16 protein-coding genes, 1 tRNA gene, 2 rRNA genes, 1 riboswitch and 1 other annotated feature are annotated in these 19,020 nt (G+C 27.6%); of the genes, 16 read left to right on the top strand and 3 right to left on the bottom strand.

Annotated features, from left to right (window positions below; all coding sequences use genetic code 11):
• The 3 genes from CLOACE_RS10265 to CLOACE_RS10255 form a co-directional block, all read left to right on the top strand.
• A 23S ribosomal RNA gene (locus tag CLOACE_RS10265) occupies nucleotides 1–81 on the top strand; the annotation flags it as partial.
• Nucleotides 82–128: 47 nt separating this feature from the next.
• A 5S ribosomal RNA gene (rrf, locus tag CLOACE_RS10260) occupies nucleotides 129–245 on the top strand.
• A gap of 7 nt (nucleotides 246–252) precedes the next feature.
• Nucleotides 253–327, top strand: a tRNA-Asn gene (locus CLOACE_RS10255).
• A gap of 18 nt (nucleotides 328–345) precedes the next feature.
• Here CLOACE_RS10255 and CLOACE_RS10250 read toward each other — a convergent pair.
• The gene (locus CLOACE_RS10250; RefSeq protein ID WP_070111062.1) at nucleotides 346–1,206 is read right to left on the bottom strand and encodes a ComEC/Rec2 family competence protein; all 861 of its coding nucleotides are present in this window, start codon (nucleotides 1,204–1,206) and stop codon (nucleotides 346–348) included.
• 555 nt (nucleotides 1,207–1,761) lie between these two features.
• Here CLOACE_RS10250 and CLOACE_RS10245 point away from each other — a divergent pair.
• Complete coding sequence (locus tag CLOACE_RS10245; protein WP_070111060.1) at nucleotides 1,762–2,478, top strand: lysophospholipid acyltransferase family protein; 717 nt, start codon at nucleotides 1,762–1,764, stop codon at nucleotides 2,476–2,478.
• A gap of 124 nt (nucleotides 2,479–2,602) precedes the next feature.
• Here CLOACE_RS10245 and CLOACE_RS10240 read toward each other — a convergent pair whose 3' ends face one another.
• A complete protein-coding gene (locus CLOACE_RS10240; protein WP_070111058.1) occupies nucleotides 2,603–2,896 on the bottom strand; it encodes a hypothetical protein in 294 nt (97 codons plus the stop codon).
• A gap of 57 nt (nucleotides 2,897–2,953) precedes the next feature.
• Here CLOACE_RS10240 and CLOACE_RS10235 point away from each other — a divergent pair, with 57 nt between their 5' ends.
• The 12 genes from CLOACE_RS10235 (at nucleotide 2,954) to CLOACE_RS10180 (ending at nucleotide 17,512) form a co-directional block, all read left to right on the top strand.
• Entirely contained in the window at nucleotides 2,954–3,415 is a 462-nt protein-coding gene (locus CLOACE_RS10235) for a hypothetical protein (RefSeq protein ID WP_070111056.1), read from the top strand.
• A gap of 54 nt (nucleotides 3,416–3,469) precedes the next feature.
• Complete coding sequence (locus CLOACE_RS10230; protein WP_070111054.1) at nucleotides 3,470–3,673, top strand: cold-shock protein; 204 nt, start codon at nucleotides 3,470–3,472, stop codon at nucleotides 3,671–3,673.
• Between the two features lie 670 nt (nucleotides 3,674–4,343).
• On the top strand, nucleotides 4,344–5,708 hold the full coding sequence (locus CLOACE_RS10225) for a beta/alpha barrel domain-containing protein (protein WP_278287488.1): 1,365 nt from the start codon (nucleotides 4,344–4,346) through the stop codon (nucleotides 5,706–5,708).
• A gap of 32 nt (nucleotides 5,709–5,740) precedes the next feature.
• Entirely contained in the window at nucleotides 5,741–7,663 is a 1,923-nt protein-coding gene (locus tag CLOACE_RS10220; protein ID WP_070111052.1) for an aconitate hydratase, read from the top strand.
• A gap of 23 nt (nucleotides 7,664–7,686) precedes the next feature.
• A complete protein-coding gene (locus CLOACE_RS10215) occupies nucleotides 7,687–8,685 on the top strand; it encodes an isocitrate/isopropylmalate dehydrogenase family protein (protein ID WP_070111050.1) in 999 nt (332 codons plus the stop codon).
• A gap of 571 nt (nucleotides 8,686–9,256) precedes the next feature.
• On the top strand, nucleotides 9,257–10,063 hold the full coding sequence (locus tag CLOACE_RS10210; protein WP_070111048.1) for an ABC transporter substrate-binding protein: 807 nt from the start codon (nucleotides 9,257–9,259) through the stop codon (nucleotides 10,061–10,063).
• 369 nt (nucleotides 10,064–10,432) lie between these two features.
• Entirely contained in the window at nucleotides 10,433–11,230 is a 798-nt protein-coding gene (locus CLOACE_RS10205; protein ID WP_070111046.1) for an ABC transporter substrate-binding protein, read from the top strand.
• 31 nt (nucleotides 11,231–11,261) lie between these two features.
• The gene (locus tag CLOACE_RS10200) at nucleotides 11,262–11,909 is read left to right on the top strand and encodes an amino acid ABC transporter permease (RefSeq protein WP_070111044.1); all 648 of its coding nucleotides are present in this window, start codon (nucleotides 11,262–11,264) and stop codon (nucleotides 11,907–11,909) included.
• A 22-nt stretch (nucleotides 11,910–11,931) separates the two neighbouring features.
• Entirely contained in the window at nucleotides 11,932–12,696 is a 765-nt protein-coding gene (locus CLOACE_RS10195; RefSeq protein ID WP_070111042.1) for an amino acid ABC transporter ATP-binding protein, read from the top strand.
• Nucleotides 12,697–12,813: 117 nt separating this feature from the next.
• A complete protein-coding gene (locus CLOACE_RS10190; protein WP_070111040.1) occupies nucleotides 12,814–14,022 on the top strand; it encodes an argininosuccinate synthase in 1,209 nt (402 codons plus the stop codon).
• A gap of 17 nt (nucleotides 14,023–14,039) precedes the next feature.
• Nucleotides 14,040–15,359 (top strand): argininosuccinate lyase, encoded by a 1,320-nt coding sequence (argH, locus tag CLOACE_RS10185; RefSeq protein ID WP_070111038.1) that lies wholly within the window; start codon nucleotides 14,040–14,042, stop codon nucleotides 15,357–15,359.
• 90 nt (nucleotides 15,360–15,449) lie between these two features.
• Nucleotides 15,450–15,627, top strand: a riboswitch (Lysine riboswitch).
• Nucleotides 15,628–15,739: 112 nt separating this feature from the next.
• Nucleotides 15,740–17,512: a Na+/H+ antiporter NhaC family protein gene (locus CLOACE_RS10180; RefSeq protein ID WP_070111036.1), complete on the top strand. Its 1,773-nt coding sequence runs from the start codon at nucleotides 15,740–15,742 to the stop codon at nucleotides 17,510–17,512.
• A gap of 451 nt (nucleotides 17,513–17,963) precedes the next feature.
• Here the strand turns inward: CLOACE_RS10180 and CLOACE_RS10175 are convergent, their stop codons facing one another.
• Complete coding sequence (locus CLOACE_RS10175; RefSeq protein WP_070111034.1) at nucleotides 17,964–18,470, bottom strand: tryptophan transporter; 507 nt, start codon at nucleotides 18,468–18,470, stop codon at nucleotides 17,964–17,966.
• A 119-nt stretch (nucleotides 18,471–18,589) separates the two neighbouring features.
• Nucleotides 18,590–18,828, bottom strand: a binding site (T-box leader).
• Nucleotides 18,829–19,020 lie beyond the last annotated feature (192 nt).

Genomic DNA, 19,020 nt, shown 5'->3' with positions numbered 1-19,020 from the left:
AACATCAGGTTGATAGGTCAGAGGTGCAAGCGTGGTAACATGTTTAGCTGACTGATACTAATAGGTCGAGGGCTTGACCTTAAATATACTGTGCAATTTTGAAAGAATAATTTTCTTTCAAATAAAAATCTGGTGGTTATAGCTTAAAGGTAACACCCGTTCCCATGCCGAACACGAAGGTTAAGCTTTAAAGCGCTGATGGTACTGCAGGGGAGACCCTGTGGGAGAGTAGGTCACTGCCAGGTAAAGCGTTCCGCGATAGCTCAACGGTGGAGCATTCGGCTGTTAACCGAAGGGTTGAAGGTTCGAATCCTTTTCGCGGAGCCATTTTTATTTTTTGTAGTGTTATTTTGAAGATAGCACTATTTTTTTCCCATTACTTATTAAAATTACATTTCCATTTATATCTGTTCTATAAATTTGCATATTATTTTTTTCAAGGTTTAATAATGTTTTTTTATTAGGATGTCTATAATCATTATTTTTTCCACAACTTATTATAGCTACTTTAGCTTTAGTTTTTTCTAAAAATTCTTCACAAGAGGAAGAAGAACTTCCATGATGAGCTACTTTTAAAACATCACATTTTAAATCAAAATTACTATTTAGTAATTCCAATTCTCCAATTTTTTCTATATCTCCTGTAAAAATAAATTTATTGTTATAATGAGTTATTTTATTTACAATGGAGTAATTATTTATATTTTCATAGTGTTCACTATTAGGAGCTAATATTTCACACTTAGTATTTTTATCTAAATAAAAAAAATCTCCAGGCTTTGGGACAATTATTTTTAAATTTTTATTTTGAAGGGATGTAATCATATTATTAAAATAGCTTGAATTTACTGTTATTTTAGGAGCGTAAAATTTTTTTACATGAAAATTTTTTATTATTTCACTCATTGCACCTATATGATCCTCATGAGGATGGGTAGCTATTACATAATTTAATGTTTTTATTTTTTCACTTTTTAAGTATTTTATAATATTACTACAGTTATCACCTGGACCTGAATCTATTAATAAATTTTTATTTTTTGTTTGAATTAGTATACTATCTCCTTGACCTACGTCTATATAATGTATTTTCATATAGTTTAAGTTTTTACTTTTAGTTTTACTAGGAATTTTAACAATTGAGAATACTAATATACTTGTTAAAATTATTATTGGTAAAATATATATTTTTCTATCTATTTTCATTAACAATTTTCTCCATTCTTATAACATATTTAATTTATTTCCAATAGAAAATTAAATATACATAGGTTGTTGAATAAAAAATGATTGAGATAATTTGCAGATAAAAAATAATAAAAAACAAGCTATATAAAAATAATAAGCAAAGCAGCCATAAAGAGAGTTTGTAAATAATTAGAATGAATTTTAGACAATCTTAGAAGAAAAAATAAAAAAACTCCGTAATTCATCACAGGACGTGATGAGCCAATTTCCGCACCAAGGACGGTGCATAAATTGGGTAGGAGTTTTTTTATTTTTTATTCTTAGAGTGTCTTAATGAAATGACTTATTTACAAACTCTCTTTATGGCTGCTTTGCTTATTATTTTTATATAGCTTGTTTTTTATTATTTTTTATCTGCAAATTATCTCAATCATTTTTTATTCAACAATGTAATTAGTAATGTAGATAGTGTATTAGTTTTTATTAAATAGGTAACCTTTATTTAAATTTTTTTTAATGATATAATATAAAAGTGATTTATGGTTTTATAAGATTAAGAAAGGAAGAAAACTAATGAAGACTTATTTGTTGTATTTGTATTTTATAATTTATATGATTTTAACCGCATTTAAAGCTTTAAAGTTAAAATATATAAAAAAACACGGAAGCAAGGAAGAAGCTGAAAAATACACTCATGAATATGTAAAAGCTTGGTCTAGATTTATAATAAAAACTGTAGGCATTAAAGTAAATACTAAAGGGTTAGAAAATATACCTAAAAGAAATTGTTTGTTTGTAGCTAATCATCAAGGAATATTTGATATACCTGTAATGCTTTATGTTATAGATACTCCTATGGGATTTATAGCTAAAAAAGAACTTTTAAAAATTAAAATTATTAGCTCTTGGATGAAAGAAATACATTGTGTTTTTATGGATAGAAGTAATATTAGAGAATCTATTAAATCCATAAATGAAGGAATAAAAAATTTAAAAGAAGGATATTCTATGGCCATTTTTCCTGAGGGTACTAGAAGTAAAGGTCCTAAATTAGGGGAATTTAAAAAGGGAAGTATGAAATTAGCTATTAAATCTGGTGTGCCTATTGTGCCAGTTTCCATAGATGGTACCTATAAAATTAGAGAAGGAAATAATAATAAAATAAAATCTGCAGAAGTAAATATAATTATTAATGAACCTGTATATGTTGAAAATTTAACAAAAGAAGAAAAAGGAAACTTGGCAGAAATAGTAAAACAAAAAATAGCTAAAAGTTTACCTAATCCATGAATCTTCCCTACCACAAGGGTAGGGCTTCATATAGAAGATTGATAGTCTATGCTATCCTTAATTAATATTCTTTTGAAAAGTTTCATTCTAATGTTAAATTATAAATAATTATAAACTATTTTATTTAATTTTTATAAAAACATTCATTTATTAGTATGTTTTCTAATATGGATATTTTTTTTTCTAAATTTTGATTTTCTGTTTCTAGATGTTTTATTTCAATTTGTATTTTTGAATTTTCTTCTTTTAAGTATTTTAAATTTTTTTTAAGTTTTTTATTTTCTTCATTTTTTTGTTGTATAATTGGATTATATAATTCTTTTATAGATTTTTTTTGTTTTATTATATATTTTATATTTTCAAATAAATTTTTTGCAACAATTTTTATTTTATTCATAAAGGTTTGTTTTGATTTCATTAAATCACCCCAATATATATATTATTACATTTTTGTTAGAAAGGAAATATATTTTAAATGAGTTATTTTAAAGAAGATTTTATTAATAATTATATAAAGGAAAAGAGTAAAGAAATAAAAAAATTAGAAAAAAGCAAAAATCAGTATATTGCTGAAATTGAAAAATGTAATAAAATATTTAAATATAATAAATTAAAATATAATAAAATTGCATATAATAATAAAGAATTAGCTGACAAATATGAAAAGTTGAAACATATATTTTATAAAAGAGGAATTATTTTATATATAAGAAATAAAAATTATAATGTTAATGAATGGGATAATTTACATTTAAAATTAGAATATAATAATTATTACATATACACTAAAAATAATGAATTACTATATAAATTCCATGAAGAAGAGACTTCTGTTATAAGAGAGATGATTTACAATAAGCCTTACAGTCTAATAATAACCAGAATTGATGGTAATGTATTAAAATTGCAGTTGAGATTAAAACTTGTAAATAAATAAAAATTATGATAAAATAGTAAGAAACACATAAGATTTTTTAGGAGGACTTTGTAAATGAAATTAGGAACAGTTAAATGGTTTGATAGTAAAAAAGGATTTGGATTTATATCCGTAGAGGGAGAAAATGATGTATTCGTGCATTATTCTGCAATACAAGAAGATGCATTTAGAAAAAATTTAGAAGAGGGTCAAAAAGTTCAATTTGATGTAGTTGAAGGAAAAAAAGGTCCTCAAGCTGCAAATGTTGTTAAGTTATAATCCAAGTAAAAATAATAATATGGTAATATAGATTATTACAAACAACAATATGCAATTGTAAAAGAAGCTTTTTAGCTTCTTTTTTATTATGTTTAATGCAAATTGATTATAACTAAGTTCTTGAATAAAAATAATTGAGATAATTTACAAATAAAAAATAATTTAAAATAAGCTGTATAAAAATAATAAGACAGTAATTTCTTTATGACTGTTGTTTTATTATTTTATACAGCTTATTTTAAATTATTTTTATTCAACAAACTAGTTATAATTTAAATATGTATTAATAAGTTTTTATGCATTAGTATAATTTAAAATATTCTAAATAAAAAAATATTTATTTTAGAAAACTAAAGATTAACAAAGCAAAATAATAATATTTTGCAAAAATGAAATGTGAATATTTCATTTTGTATTTAAATAATTTTAATATATATTGTAATTGCAATTATAATATGTTACAATTTAAATGAAAAGAGAGAGAAAACAGTACATAAACATTGATAATACTTGGATTATGCACATTAAATATTAAAGTTGAATAAAATGATAAAAATAAGAAGTTGCAAAATGAATTTTTTTATGCAGCATAGTGATAAAACAATTGCAAAAAAATAAAAAAGAGCATTAATTGAAATATTCTGAAAATGGAGGGGCTATTATGGATAACATGAACACAAATATGAATAAAAAATCATTATATAACTATGGATTACAAAATATAGATACAGCTAATTTGTATAAGGGTATATTTCCATATGATGAAATTCCAAAAATAAGATTTAACAATGTACAAGTACCAATGGATTTACCAGAAAAAATTTGGATTACTGATACTACATTTAGAGATGGACAACAATCTATGCCACCATATACAGCAGAACAAATAGCTAGAATATATGACTATTTACATCAGTTAGATAATAATTCAGGAATAATAAAACAAACAGAATTTTTCTTATATACTGAAAAAGATAGAAAAGCAGTAGAAATGTGCATGGAAAAAGGCTATGAATTTCCTCAAATTACTTCTTGGATAAGAGCTAATAAAGAAGATTTTAAATTAGTAAAACAAATGGGAATTAAAGAAACAGGAATGCTTATGTCTTGTTCAGACTATCATATATTTAAAAAATTAAATATGTCAAGAAAACAAGCAGCAGATATGTATATCTCATTAGTTGAAGAAGCTTTTGAAAATGGTATAGTTCCAAGATGTCATTTAGAGGATATTACTAGAGCAGATTTTTATGGATTTGTAGTTCCTTTTGTAAGTAAACTTGTGGAACTTTCAAAGGAAGCAGGTATTCCTGTTAAAATAAGAGCTTGTGATACATTAGGTGTTGGAGTATCTTATCAAGGAGTAGAACTTCCAAGAAGTGTTCCAGCTATTATACATGGACTTAGATATAATTGTGGCGTTCCTTCAGAGTGCATAGAATGGCATGGACACAATGATTTTTATTCAGTAGTTACTAACTCTACAACTTCTTGGTTGTATGGAGGTTCTTCTGTAAATACTTCTTTATTAGGTATAGGAGAAAGAACAGGTAATTGCCCTCTTGAATCAATGATATTTGAATATGCTCAATTAAAGGGCTCTACTGAAAATATGAATTTAAAAATAATAACTGAAATATCTGATTATTTTGAAAAGGAATTTGGATATGAAACTCCTCCAAGAACTCCTTTTGTAGGAAGTGATTTTAATGTAACTAGAGCAGGTATCCATGCTGATGGAATATTAAAAGATGAAGAAATATACAATGCTTTTAATACGGAAAAGGTACTTGGAAGACCTATAGTTATAGCAGTTAATCAGTATTCAGGATTAGCAGGTATTGCAGCTTGGATAAACACTTACTATAGATTAAAAGAAGATATGAAAATTGATAAAAATGATTCTAGAGTGCATGTTATAAAAGAATGGGTAGATGAACAATATGCTTGTGGAAGAACAACTATAATGCGCAGTGATGAATTAGAAAATATGGTTAAGTTAGTTATGCCGGAAATTACAGAAGTAGCTAGTTAATATAAGTAGACTAATAATAGGAGGAATTTATTATGGGATTAACAGTTGCACAAAAAATTATAAAAAATCATTTAGTTAAGGGAAAAATGATTTCAGGAAGAGAAATAGCTATAAAAATAGATCAAACTTTAACACAAGATTCAACAGGTACTATGGCTTATTTACAATTTGAAGCTTTAGGTATAGATAAAGTTAAAACTAAAAAATCAGTTGCTTATATAGACCATAATATACTTCAAACTGGCCCTGAAAATGCGGATGACCATTTATATATACAAACTGTGGCTAAAAAACATGGAATATATTTTTCGAAACCAGGTAATGGTATATGTCACCAAGTTCATTTAGAAAGATTTGGGATGCCAGGAGAAACTCTTTTAGGTTCTGATAGCCATACTCCAACTGGTGGAGGAATTGGAATGCTTGCCATAGGTGCTGGTGGACTTGATGTAGCAGTAGCTATGGGCGGCGGAGAATATTATATAAATATGCCTAAAATAGTTAAAGTAAACTTAAAAGGAAGTTTAAATCCATGGGTATCTGCTAAAGATATAATATTAGAAGTGCTAAGAAGACTTACTGTAAAAGGTGGAGTAGGAAAAATATTTGAATATTGTGGTGAAGGAGTTAAAAGTTTAACTGTGCCAGAGAGGGCTACTATAACTAATATGGGGGCAGAATTAGGAGCTACTACATCTGTATTTCCAAGTGATGAAGTAACTTATGAATTTTTAAAAGCTCAAGGAAGAGAAGAGGATTATAAAGAAATAAAGGCAGATAAAGATGCAGTTTATGATGAAGAAGTAGAAATTGACTTAAATACATTAGAACCTTTAGCAGCTTGTCCTCATAGTCCAGATAATGTAGTTAAAGTATCTGAAGTTAAAGGAATAAAGGTAAATCAAATAGCTATAGGAAGTTGTACAAATTCCTCCTATGTAGATATGATGAAAGTTGCTAGTATTCTTCATGGAAAAACTATTAAAGAAAATGTATCTTTAGTTATTTCTCCAGGTTCTAAACAGGTATTAACAATGCTTGCTAAAAATGGAGCGCTTGCAAAGCTTGTGGCAGCAGGAGCTAGAATACTTGAATGTGCCTGTGGTCCATGTATAGGAATGGGACAATCACCTTGCACAGATGCAGTATCTTTAAGAACTTTCAACAGAAACTTTGAAGGAAGGTCGGGAACAGTATCTGCTAAAGTATATTTAGTTAGTCCAGAAACAGCAGCAGTATCTGCTCTTACAGGTTACTTAACAGATCCTAGAGAATTTGAAGGAAAAATAGAAGTAAGTATGCCAAAGGAATTTTTAATAAATGATAATTTAATTGTACCTCCAGCAGATAAGGGAGAAGAAATAAAAATAGTAAGGGGACCTAATATAAAGCCTTTCCCTAAAGCTGAAGCTTTAAAAGACAATATAGAAGGAAAAATTCTTACAAAGGTTGGAGATAATATAACTACAGATCATATAATGCCTTCAAATGCTAAACTTTTACCATATAGATCTAATATACCTCATTTATCTAACTATTGTCTTACACCTTGTGATAAGGAATTTCCTAAAAAGGCAAAAGAATTTAATGGCGGATTTATATTAGGGGGAGCAAATTATGGTCAAGGTTCTAGTAGAGAACATGCAGCTTTAGTGCCATTATATTTAGGAGTTAAGGCAGTTTTAGCAAAGTCTTTTGCAAGAATTCATAAAGCTAATCTTATAAATAATGGAATAATGCCTTTGGTTTTTGAAAATGAAAAAGACTATGATGATATAGATGTTATGGATGATATTATAGTTGATAATTCAATAAATCAAGTTAAAGAAGGAAAAGTTATAGTAAAGAATATAACTAAGAATAAAGAATATAAAATGATTTTAGATGTTACAGAAAGACAAAAAAACATGATATTATCTGGTGGTTTAATTAACTTAGTATGTAAATCAAAGTAAGAACTAGTTTGGAGGTTTGTAAAATGGCTTATAATATAACATTAATTCCTGGAGATGGCATAGGACCAGAAGTTATTTATGCAGCAAAGAAAGTTATAGATGCCAGTGGAGTAGAAATAAATTGGGAAGTAGTAGAAGCAGGAAGTAAAGTAATTGATGAATATGGAACACCTCTACCAGATTATGTTTTAGAAAGTATAAATAAGAATAAAGTTGCTCTTAAAGGACCAGTAACTACCCCTGTTGGGAAAGGATTTAGAAGTGTAAATGTAGCTTTAAGAAAAACTTTTAATCTTTATGCTAATATAAGACCTATTAAAACTTATGAAGGAGTACCTTCGAGATATAAAGATGTAGATTTAATAGTAGTAAGAGAAAATACAGAGGATTTATATGCAGGAATAGAGCATATGGTAAGTGAAGATATAGCTGAAAGTGTAAAAATTATATCTAAAAAAGCTAGTGATAGAATAGTGAAATATGCTTTTGAATTAGCTAAAAAGGAAAATAGAAAAAAGGTTACAGCTGTTCATAAAGCAAATATTATGAAATTATCGGATGGTCTTTTCTTAAAATGTTCAAAGGAAATGGCAGAAAAATATAAAGAAATAGCTTTTGAAGATGTTATAGTAGATGCTATGAGTATGAAATTAGTTTTAAATCCAGAAAAATATGATGTATTAGTTATGCCAAATTTATATGGAGACATACTTTCAGATATGGCATCAGGATTAGTAGGAGGACTTGGAATAGTTCCAGGAGCAAATATTGGAGAAGATATAGCCATATTTGAATCTGCTCACGGCTCTGCACCAGATATAGCAGGTCAAGATAAAGCTAATCCTGCAGCAACTATGTTATCAGGAGCTTTGATGCTTAAATATTTAGGAGAATTTAAAGCAGCAGATAAAATAGAAAAAGCTATAGCTAAGGTTTTAAAAGAAGGAAAGCATGTAACTTTTGAACTAGGAGGAAATGCAGGAACTAAAGAATTTACAGAAGCGGTTATAAATGAATTATAATAAAATATAGGTTTTTGAATAAAAAAAGGATTGAAATAATTTGTAAATAGAAAATAATTAAAAATAAGCTGTGCAAAAATAATAAGGCAGCCTAATAAACAGAGTTTGTAAATAATTAGAATAAATTTTAGACACTCTTAGAAGAAAAAATAAAAAAACTCCGTAATTCATCACAGGACGTGATGAGCCAATTTCCGCACCAAGGACGGTGCATAAATTGGGTAGGAGTTTTTTTATTTTTTATTCTTAGAGTGTATTAATGAAATGACTTATTTACAAACTCTGTTTATTAGGCTGCCTTATTATTTTTGCACAGCTTATTTTTAATTATTTTCTATTTACAAATTATTTCAATCCTTTTTTTATTCAAAAACCTATATTTTATTTAAAATTTATTATTTTTATACATAGACTTATGTATAAAAATAATAAATAAAGTATAAAGTTACGTTAAAATAAGTGTTTTTACAGTAAATATAGAAAAAATAAGTATAAATATTAAAAAGACTATTGAATATTTATAATATATAATGTATAATTACATACAGGAAATAGGAAAGGGGAATGAGAGATGAAAAAGTTAATAACTTTAGTTTTATCAGTAGTATTTATTTTTACAATGTTTATTGGATGCGGAAATAGTAATAAGGATGCAAAAGATAGCAATATGAATTCTTTAGAAAGGGTAAAAAAGTCTGGAAAACTTACTATGGGGTTAGACGATTCTTATCCTCCAATGGAGTTTAGAGATTCACAAAATAATTTAGTTGGATTTGATATAGACTTAGGAAAAGAAATTGCTAAAAAATTAGGTGTTAAACCGGAATTTACTATAACTGATTTTAATGGAATAATTTTATCTTTAAAATCATCAAAGTTTGATATGATACTTTCTACTTTAAGTATGACAGAAAAAAGACAAAAAGAAGTATTGTTTACAGAGCCGTATATTGTAGGAGGACAAATTATAGCAGTTAAAAAAGGAAATACTAGTATCACAAAAGCAGAAGATTTAAAAGGAAAATTAGTAGGATATCAATTAGGCTCAACTTCTGAAAATGCAGCTAGAAAAATAGAAGGAATAAAAAATTTAAAATCATATGATAAAGTAACAGAGGCATTTCATGATTTATCTTTAGGAAGAATAGAAGCAATAATAGTAGATGGACAAGTTGGCGGATACTATATGAAAAAAGATGGTGGAGATTATACTATATTAAAAGAAAAATTAACTAAGGAGCCTGTGGGCATAGGATTTAAGAAAGAAGATAAAGAGTTAAGAGATGCAGTTCAAAAAGCTATAGATGAGTTGAAAAAAGAAGGAACTCTTTCAAAACTTTCAATTAAATGGTTTGGATATGATATATATAAAGAATAGATTTTTTTATAAAAAAAGAATATAATATAATTTTGTAGGAGGTGTATATTGTGCCTCCTTATATTTTATTTGATTTTTATTTATTATATGTAATAATTTGCAAGAGTGTATGTATAAATATAATATAAATGCATAAAAAATAAATTTTAATGCATAATTAGGCAAGTTTAAATATATATAATATGCATAATATTTATTTAGTAGTATTGAGAATGTTAAATAGATAACAATTTTAAATTAAAATTTTAAAAATAAATATTAAAAAAGTGTTGCATATTTATAATTTATAATGTATAATTATATGCATAGAAATAAAAAAATTAAATTTATATACAAAATGAATTAAAAAAAGAAAAGAGGAGATTCAACATGAAGAAGTTATTAAGTATGGTTTTATCTTTTGTTTTTGTTTGTGCTTTATTTATAGGATGCGGGGGCAGTCAAAAAAATGAAGAAGCAAAGAATTCACTAGAAAGAGTTAAAAATGCAAAGAAGTTAACAGTAGGATTAGAAGATACTTATCCACCTATGGAATTTAGAGATAATAAAAACGAACTAATTGGATTTGATATAGATATTGCTAATGCTATAGGAAAGAAAATGGGTGTAGATGTAGAAATAGTTCCTACAGAATTTAGTGGATTATTAATGGCTTTAAATGCAGGAAAATTTGATATTTCTATATCAGCTATAAGTATTAATGATGAAAGAAAAAAAGCAGTAGATTTTTCAAAGCCTTATGCTAAAGGTGGTCAAGTAGTTATAGTTAAAAAAGGAGATACTGCAGTTAAAAGCGTTAAAGATTTAAAAGGAAAAACAGTAGGATGTCAACTTGGTACTACAGGAGAAGAAGCAGCTAAAAAAGTAGAAGGATTAAAAGAACTTAAAACTTATGATAAAGCAACAGCTCCATTTCATGATTTAGAAATAGGAAGACTTGATGCAGTGGTAGCAGATGAATTTGTTGGAAGATATTATTTGTCAAAAGAAAAGGATAAATATGATGTAGTAGATTCTATAAATGAAGAACCAATTGCAATAGCTTTCAAAAAAGGAGATAAAGAATTACAAGAAGAAGTTCAAAAAACAATAGATGAATTAGAGAAAGATGGAACACTTTCAAAAATATCTATGAAGTGGTTTGGAACAGATATATATAAGAAATAAGTTTTAATAGTTATGAATAGGGGGACTTGTTTTGGATACCAAAATTTTGTCAGATATAATTCCTATATTGGGCAAAGCTAGTATTATGACAGTAGAATTAACAGTTATTTCTGTATTCTTAGGAACAGTTATAGGAATTGTTGTAGCACTTTTAAAGTTATCAAAAAATAAAGTTTTGTGTGGTATAGCTTCATTTTATACATGGATTATAAGAGGTACTCCAATGCTTTTACAATTATTTTTCTTCTACTTTGGATTGCCTTATGTAGGTATAAAATTAGATCCAATGCCTGCAGCTATAATTGGATTAAGTATAAATTCAGGAGCATATATGGCTGAAATAATAAGAGGTGGGATTATATCTATAGATAAAGGACAATTTGAAGCATGTAAGGCGTTGGGATTTAGCTATATGCAGACAATGAAAAGAGTAATACTACCTCAAACATTTAAAGTAATAATACCTCCAGTTGGTAATGAATTTATTACTATATTAAAAGATACTTCACTGGTTTCAACTATAGCTATGACAGAACTTATGAGATCAGCACAACAAATATATGCAGCTAATTTTAGACCAATGGAACCTTTTTTTATAGCAGGTTGTTTATATTTAATAATGACAACAGTATTTACAGTAGTATTTTCGTTTTATGAAAAAAAATTATCTGTATATTAATAAATTGGGAGGTATATATTAAATGGAATGTGCAAAAAATGATTTTGTTGAAAATACTTGCATGATAGAAGTTTCAAATATAACAAAAAAATTTAATGATTTAGTAGTATTTAAAAATTTAGATTTAAAGGTAAAAAAAGGAGAAGTTTTAGTTATAATAGGTCCTTCAGGTTCAGGTAAAAGTACATTTTTAAGATGTTTAAACCATCTAGAAGAAATTAACTCTGGAAAAATATTTATTGAAGGAGAAGAATTAGATGGAAAAGATAAAAATTTAATAAGAAAAATCACTACTAAAATGGGAATGGTTTTTCAAAACTTCAATCTTTTCCCTCATATGACAGTACTTGAAAATGTTATGGAAGCTCCTATTATTGTAAAGAAAGAAAGTAAAGAAGCAGTATTAGATAGAGCAAAGAAGCTTTTAAATAAAGTTGGATTAGAAGATAAAATGGATTATTATCCATCAAAATTATCTGGTGGGCAAAAACAAAGGGTAGCTATTGCAAGAGCTTTAGCTATGAATCCTGATATAATGTTATTTGACGAACCAACTTCTGCCCTAGATCCTGAATTGGTTGGAGAAGTTTTAAATGTTATGAAGGACTTAGCAAGAGAAGGAATGACAATGTTAGTAGTAACTCATGAAATGGGATTTGCTAAAGAAGTGGCAGATAGAGTTATATTTATGGATGGCGGTAATATTGTAGAACAAGGAACACCAGAAGAAATATTTAATAATCCAAAAGAACAAAGAACTAAGGAATTTTTACAAAAGGTAAAGTAAAATTAAATATATAAAAAATGTTCATAATAATAAATATTATGAACGTTTTTTAAAAGTTGTATGCATAATTATTCAAGATAGTGAATAATTAAAAATAATTTATTGGAGGTAATAAAAATGACAAATGTAAAAGATAAAGTAGTATTAGCTTATTCAGGAGGACTTGATACATCAATAATTATTCCTTGGCTTAAAGAAAACTATGATTTAGATGTAATTGCTGTTTGTTTAGATGTAGGACAACAAGATGATATGGAAGCAGTTAAGGAAAAAGCTATAAAAACAGGTGCAGCTAAAATATATATAGAGGACTTAAAAGAAGAATTTGTAAAAAATTATTTATTTAAAGCCATAAAAGCTGGAGCATTATATGAAGAAAAATATATGTTAGGAACTTCTTTAGCAAGACCATCTATGGCAAAAAGACTTGTAGAAATAGCACATAAAGAAGGAGCTAAGTATATATGTCATGGATGTACAGGAAAGGGAAATGATCAAGTACGTTTTGAAGTTGGTATAGCTTCCTTTGATCCAACTATAAAAGTGATTGCTCCTTGGAGAATATGGGATATAGAATCTAGGGAAGATGCTATAGACTATGCAAATTTAAAGGGAGTAGATGTTCCAGTTACAAAAGAAAAAATTTATTCAAGAGATAAAAATTTATGGCATGTAAGTCATGAAGGAGGAGACTTAGAGGATCCTAAAAATGAACATAAAACAGATATATATCTTATGACTACACCACCAGAAAAGGCTAAAGATGAAGTAAGTTATGTGGAAATATACTTTGAAAAAGGAGAACCTAAAAAATTAGATGGAAAAGAAATTTCTCCTGTAGAACTTATAGAAGTTTTAAATAAAATAGGTGGAGAAAATGGTATTGGAATAATTGATATTGTGGAAAATAGATTAGTAGGAATGAAATCAAGAGGAGTATATGAAACTCCAGCAGGAACAATACTTTATGCAGCTCATAAGGAACTTGAAAGATTAACTTTAGACAAGCTTACTTTACACTTTAAATCCATAGTAGCTCAAAAATATGGAGAATTAGTTTATGATGGACTTTGGTTTACTACTTTAAAAGATGCTTTAGATGGATTTATAGATGTTACACAAGAAAATGTTACTGGAAGTGTTAAATTAAAACTATACAAAGGAAACATAATGGTAGCAGGAATAGACACTAAATATGCACTTTATGATGAAGCTATTTCATCCTTTGGAGCTAGTGACTTATATAATCATAAAGATGCAGAAGGATTTATTAATTTATTTGCTCTTCCAAGTAAAATAAATGCTTTAAAAAATTTAAATAAATAACAGAAAGGAAGAGTATTATGAAACTATGGGGTGGACGATTTAAAAAAGCAGAAAATAAATTAATGGAAGACTTTAATAGCTCTTTGAGTTTTGATAAGAGGTTATTTTATGAAGATATAGAAGGAAGTATTGCTCATGTTAGCATGTTAGCTAAGTGTGGTATTTTACAGGAAAATGAAAAAGATACTATAATTAAAGGCTTAAATTCTATATTAGATGATATAAATGAGGGAAAGCTAAAAATAGAAGGTGACTACGAGGATATTCACAGTTTTATAGAAACTAATTTAATATTAAAAATAGGACAAGTTGGCAAAAAACTTCATACAGCTAGAAGTAGAAATGATCAAGTAGCTGTAGATATGAAATTATATGCTAAAAAAAGTACAAAAAATGTTATTGAAGCCATTGAGAATTTACAACAGGTTATAAAGGAATTAGGAGAAAAGAATAAAGTAATAATGCCAGGATATACTCATCTACAAAGAGCTCAACCAGTAACTTTTAAATATCATATAATGGCGTATTACTACATGTTAGAAAGAGATAGAAAAAGATTATTAAATGCTTTAGAAGTAATGAATGAAAGTCCTTTAGGATGTTGTGCTTTAGCTGGAACAACTTACAATACAGATAGAAATTATACTGCTTTAAAATTAGGATTTAATAATCCAGTAGATAATTTTATGGATGGTGTAAGTGATAGGGATTATATAATAGAAATTATATCTGATTTTTCAATAATAATGATGCATTTAAGTAGGCTAAGCGAAGAACTTATATTATGGAGTAGTAGTGAATTTGGATTTGTAAAAATAGATGATGAATTTGCTACAGGAAGTAGTATAATGCCTCAAAAGAAAAATCCTGATGCAGCGGAATTAGTAAGAGGAAAAACTGGAAGAGTATATGGTAATTTGATGTCTATATTAACTACAATGAAAGGTATTCCACTTGCTTATAATAAGGACATGCAAGAAGATAAAGAACCATTTTTTGATGCGTTAGATACAGTATTAAGCTGTATAAATATTATGACAGGTATGCTTTCAACTTTGGAAGTAAAAGGGGAAAATACTATAAAAGCAGTTAAAAAAGGATTTTTAAATGCTACAGAAGCAGCAGATTATCTAGTAAATAAAGGTGTAGCTTTTAGAGATGCACATAAAGTAATAGGGGAAATAGTACTTTATTGTGAAGAAAAAAATAAATCTATAGAGGATTTATCTTTAGAAGAATTAAAAAAATTTAATTCATTATTTAAAGAAGATGTATATGAGTTTATAAACTATGAAAATACCTTAAGTAGAGGTATAAAAAAAGATATTATAGGGTAATTAAAAATATATTTCAAGAATTAAGTTATGAGTTTTGTTGAAAAAAGTTTTTAAATGAGTTATAATGAGACACATAAAGAAAAGTGAATATTTTAGGATAGAGGTGCGGTATTTAAGAGTATCTTTGCAGAGGTAAGCACAATGAAGCAATGAGAAAGGAAATGTCCGCCGAAGTGTACAGTTGATGCTTTAAGGCTGTATGGCTGGTTTTGCGTAGAATATATGCAAGGCTGTCACAAATTTAATTTTGTGGAGAGCTATCATTCAAATTGTAAAGAACATTTGTGTCTACATGCCTTGAGTGATTTTGCTCAAGGCTTTTTGTTATGATTATGCCTTCTCCTAAAAAAGATTCACTTTAAATTATAAGGAGGATAAACATGAAAAAGAAGAGTTTTATTTTTTCTGGAATTTTAATTTTTTTATTTTTATTTTCAACTACTGCTTTAGCAGCAGATGTAGATATTGCTAAAGTAGCAGCACAAAATGCACAAAAGTTTGGAATTTTAACAATTTTACCACCATTTTTAGCAATAGTATTGGCTTTTATAACTAAAAACGTTGTTATATCACTAAGTTTAGGAGTTTTATCAGGAAGTTTTTTAATTAGCTTAAATGGAGGAAATATATTTTCTGCACTACTTAATTCATTTTTAGATCTTGTAAGTAGAGTATTAGGCTCTCTTGCTGATCCTTGGAATGCTGGTATTATTCTTCAATGTATGACTATAGGAGGACTTATTGCATTAATTTCTAAAATGGGAGGAGCTAGAGCTGTAGCAGAATCTTTAGCTAAAAAAGCCAAAACTCCAATGAGTGCTCAAATAATTACTTGGTTTTTAGGATTACTTGTATTCTTTGATGATTATGCAAATTCTCTTATAGTAGGTCCTATAATGAGACCTGTAACAGATAAATTAAAGATATCAAGAGAAAAATTAGCATTTATAGTAGATGGCACAGCAGCACCAATTGCAGGTATAGCTTTGATTTCAACTTGGATTGGATATGAAATAAGTTTAATAAAAGATGCATATGCATCTATAGGACAAACATCTGTAAATGCTTATGGTGTATTTATTCAATCAATTCCCTATAGATTTTATAATGTATTAATTTTAATATTTATAGTATTAACAGCTGTTTTAGGAAGAGAATTTGGACCTATGTATAAAGCAGAAAGAAGAGCAAGAACTACAGGAAAGTTATTATCAGATACTGCAAAGCCTATGGTTTCTTCAGAAGTTACAGCTTTAGAACCTAAAGAAGGAATAAAGTTAAGTATTTGGAATGCTATTATACCAATAGGAGTATTGTTAATTGGAGCTTTTGCTGGTTTTTACTTTAATGGATATAATGCTATAATGGGCGGAGAAGATAAAGCATTAATTAATTTAATGACTACTGAACCAGCTTCTTTTACAGCTATTAGAGAGGCTTTCTCAGCTTCTGATGCTAGTGTAGTTTTATTTCAAGCAGCATTATTTGCAAGTATTGTTGCTATAGTTATGGGGTTATCACAAAAGTGTTTTAAAATGGGAGAAGCTATTGATATATGGATAGAAGGAATGAAGTCTCTTATCATAACAGGTGTTATATTGCTTTTAGCATGGTCATTAAGTTCTGTTATAAAAGAATTGGGAACTGCTAAGTTTTTAGTATCCATATTATCTAATACTATACCTGCATTTTTACTTCCAAGTATAATATTTATATTTGGATCAATTATATCTTTTGCTACAGGAACTTCTTATGGTACTATGGGTATATTAATGCCACTTACAATACCACTTGCATATGCTATATCACCGGATCCTAATTATGTAGTATTATCAGCTAGTGCTGTTTTAACTGGTGCAATATTTGGAGACCATTGTTCTCCTATATCTGATACAACTATACTTTCATCTATGGGTTCTGCTTGTGACCATTTAGATCATGTTAAGACTCAAATTTATTATTCATTAACTATAGCAGCCTGTGCTATATTGTTTGGATATATACCAGCAGGATTAGGTTTACCAATTTATATTGTATTGCCTTTAGCAATTATTTTATTAGTATGCTTAGTTCTTTTCGTAGGAAAACCAGTGGATGTGAAGGATGAAAAATCAAGTGCTAAAACTGTTTTAAAAGAAAGTGCAAATGCGTAAAAACCTTTCTCAAAAAATATAAATAAAAAGTGCTTTAGTAATTGCTGAAGTACTTTTTCTATTTTAGGTTATTGAATAAAAAATTCTTGAGATAATTAGCAGATAGAAAATAATTAAAAATAAGCTATATAAAAATAATAAGGCAGCAGGCATAAAGAGAGTTTGGAAATAAGTCATTTCATTAAGACACTCTAAGAATAAAAAAACAAAAAACTCCTACCCAATTTATGCCCCGTCCTTGGGGCGGAAATTGGCTCATCACGTCCTGTGATGAATTACGGAGTTTTTTTATTTTTTCTTCTAAGAGTGTCTAAAATTCATTCAAATTATTTCCAAACTCTCTTTATGCCTGCTGCCTTATTATTTTTATATAGCTTATTTTTAATTATTTTCTATCTGCTAATTATCTCAAGAATTTTTTATTCAATAACCTATATTTAATTTATTTATTCTAATAAGCAGTATGCTTTAATGCTACTTTTACAGCACCATATAATAGCGTAGTAGCAATAAAATTTATTACAGTGGCTGGAAGTACTACTGTTACCATTAATACGCTTAAAGGTGCTGGTAAGCCGAATAAAAACAATGCAGATACTAAAAATGTAGTGCCACTTATAAGAGTACCTATTATAGATACTAAACCTACTTTTATATAATCATTATTAATGTTTTTAACTAATTTACATATTACATATAAGCATTGACAAGTTATAAGCTTGTCTATAATATTTGGTATTTGACCACCTGGAAAAGTTGTAGTAGCTGCAGTTAGTATACCAGCCACAATACTTATTATAACTACGTTTTTATAATCATTGTTAATAAATAGCGCTATAAACAACATTGCTAGTAAAAAGTCTGGTTTCATTCCCATTAAAAGTGGAGGTGATATTTGGTGTAATATTAAGCCTATGGCTAAAAATAAAGAACTGATTATTGATTTTTTTAAATTCATATAAAGCATCTCCTTTAATTATTATAATTTTATATAATTTACATAGAATTTTTAATAATACAGTTCATAACATAGAGAACACCTCCTAAAAATTTGTAAAATAAAAAAACTTCATCCAACAATAGGACGAAGTTTACTCGCGGTACCACCTAAATTATGCTTTTAAAGCATCTCTCATTTCAGATACTAACATATCCTAACTGCTATAACGTGCAGTATTACGGTAAAGCCTACTCTAATTAAATTTCGGTTTACTTCTCCCAGACCCATTCACTACATCTTATAGTATTGAGCTTACACCACCCTCAACTCGCTAAAACTAAAGTATATAGTTACTATTTCTGTTCTTAGAATTTGATTTATAAAAGTATTTTATCAGGTTAATTGTAAAATGTCAAGAATAAATTGCAAAAATAAATATTACTTAAATTGCAATATTAAATGCAACACCCCTGTGAAAAAATCATGTAGAATAGGACTGACAATAGTCAAAATCAGCCTTAAGCCCATCTTAATAATAACAGGAGATGGAGTGCATGGGTTTGTCAAG

The sequence above is a fragment of the Clostridium acetireducens DSM 10703 genome (assembly GCF_001758365.1).
Taxonomy (GTDB): domain Bacteria; phylum Bacillota; class Clostridia; order Clostridiales; family Clostridiaceae; genus Clostridium_C; species Clostridium_C acetireducens.
Note: the sequence above shows the minus strand (reverse complement) of the source record. Positions and strands in the feature narration are given on the sequence as shown.